Source organism: uncultured Aquincola sp., from assembly GCF_964001545.1.
GTDB lineage: Bacteria > Pseudomonadota > Gammaproteobacteria > Burkholderiales > Burkholderiaceae_C > Aquincola.
Genome location: NZ_CAXFDV010000758.1, coordinates 1 through 2,027 on the forward strand (window position 1 = coordinate 1; position 2,027 = coordinate 2,027).

At 68.4% G+C, this 2,027-nt stretch carries 2 protein-coding genes; one reads left to right on the plus strand and one right to left on the minus strand.

What is annotated here, in order from left to right; genetic code table 11:
• Positions 1-1,303, minus strand: a 1,303-nt coding sequence (locus ABNT58_RS26530; protein ID WP_348756375.1) for a dihydroxy-acid dehydratase, incomplete at its 3' end; no start/stop codon positions are given.
• Between the two features lie 104 nt (positions 1,304-1,407).
• On the opposite strand from ABNT58_RS26530, the gene ABNT58_RS26535 reads away from it, so the two are divergent.
• Positions 1,408-2,027 (plus strand): LysR substrate-binding domain-containing protein (locus ABNT58_RS26535; RefSeq protein ID WP_348756376.1); only part of this gene is annotated, 620 nt, incomplete at its 3' end.

The window sequence follows — 2,027 nt, forward strand, 5'->3', positions numbered from 1 at the left end:
AGCGCAGCACCATCACGTCGCCGGCCTTGATCTGGTTGGCCATGATGGCCGCCAGCGCCGACTGCTCGTCGTCGAACACGCGGGCCGGGCCGGTGATCACCGGGTTCTTCAGGCCGGTGATCTTGGCCACGCAGCCTTCAGGCGACAGGTTGCCCTTCAGGATGGCCAGGTGGCCTTCGGCATACAGCGCGTTGCTCACCTGGCGGATCACCTTGTTGTCGGCTTTCAGCGCCGGCACGTCGGCCAGGTTCTCGGCCACGGTCTTCCCGGTGATGGTCATGCAGTCGCCATGCAGCAGGCCGTGGTCCAGCAGCTCCTTCATCACCTGCGGAATGCCGCCGGCATGGTGCAGGTCGATCGCCAGGAACTGGCCGCTGGGCTTCAGGTCGCACAGCACCGGCACCTTGCGGCGCACGCGCTCGAAGTCGTCGATGGTCCAGTCCACCTCGGCCGCATGGGCGATGGCCAGGAAGTGCAGCACCGCATTGGTGGAGCCGCCGGTGGCCATGATCACGGCCACCGCGTTCTCGATGGCCTTCTTGGTGACGATGTCGCGCGGCTTCAGGTCCTTCTTGACCGCTTCCACCACCGCGGCGGCGGCGCGGCGCGTGGTGTCGAGGATCTCGTCTTCCACGTTGGCCTGGGTGCTCGCGTAGGGCAGGCTCATGCCCAGCGCCTCGAAGGCCGAGCTCATGGTGTTGGCGGTGTACATGCCGCCGCAGCTGCCGCTGCCGGGGATGGCGCGCTTCTCGATCTCGCAGAAGTCTTCTTCGGCCATCTTGCCGGCGCTGAACTGGCCGACCGCCTCGAACACGCTGACGATGTTGAGGTCCTGCCCCTTGTACTTGCCCGGCAGGATGGTGCCGCCGTACACGTAGATGGCGGGCACGTTGGCGCGCAGCATGCCCATCATGCCGCCGGGCATGTTCTTGTCGCAGCCGCCGATCACCAGCACGCCGTCCATCCACTGGCCGCCGACGCAGGTCTCGACGCAGTCGGAGATCACCTCGCGGCTGACCAGGCTGTACTTCATGCCTTCGGTGCCCATGGCCATGCCGTCGCTGATGGTGGGCGTGCCGAAGATCTGCGGATTGGCGCCCGCCGCCTTGATGCCTTCCACCGCCGCGTCGGCCAGCCGCTGCAGGCCCGAGTTGCAAGGCGTGATGGTGGAGTGGCCGTTGGCCACGCCGATCATCGGCTTGGAGAAGTCGCTCTCCTGGTAGCCCAGCGCGTAGTACATCGAGCGGTTGGGCGCCCGGGCCACGCCCTCGGTGATGTTCTTGGAACGGCGGTTGAAGCTCATGGCAGCGGGTCTCCTGGCGATGTGGCTGGGCCGGCAGTATCCGGGAGGCGGTTTACAAGCGTCCAATATATTTGTCGCCTGCGATTGATTCACAAGGCATATCGATGATCGACCTGCGTCCGCTGCGCCAGTTCGTGGCCGTGGCCGAGGAGCTGCACTTCGGCCGCGCCGCCCGCCGCCTGCACATGACGCAGCCACCGCTGACCCAGGCGGTGCAGGGCCTGGAGCGTGAGCTGGAGGTGGCGCTGTTCCTGCGCAGCAAGCGCCAGGTGGCGTTGACGCCGGCCGGCGAGGCGCTGCTGGAACAGGCGCGGCGCCTGTTGCGCGCGGCCGATGCGCTGCCGGCAGCGGTGCGTGCGGCAGCGGCCGGGCGCTCGGGCCTGCTGCGGCTGGCGTTCGTCTCCAGCATCGCCTACGGGCCGCTGCCCGACTGGCTGCGCGGCTTCCGCCAGGCCCATCCCGAGGTGGATGTGCAACTGCGCGAGGCCACGCTGGACGTGCAGCTGGCGGCGTTTGCGGCCGAGGAGATCGACGCCGGCTTCGTGCTGCATGCGCCCGATGCAGCGCCACCGGGCTTCGGCGCCCGCACCGTGCTGACCGAACCGATGCAGCTGGTGCTGCCGGCCACGCACCCGCTGGCCGCGCGGCGCACGCTGCGATTTGCCGAGGCGGCGGCCGAGCCGCTGGTCATCTTCCCGCGGCAGATCACGCCATCGCTGTTCGA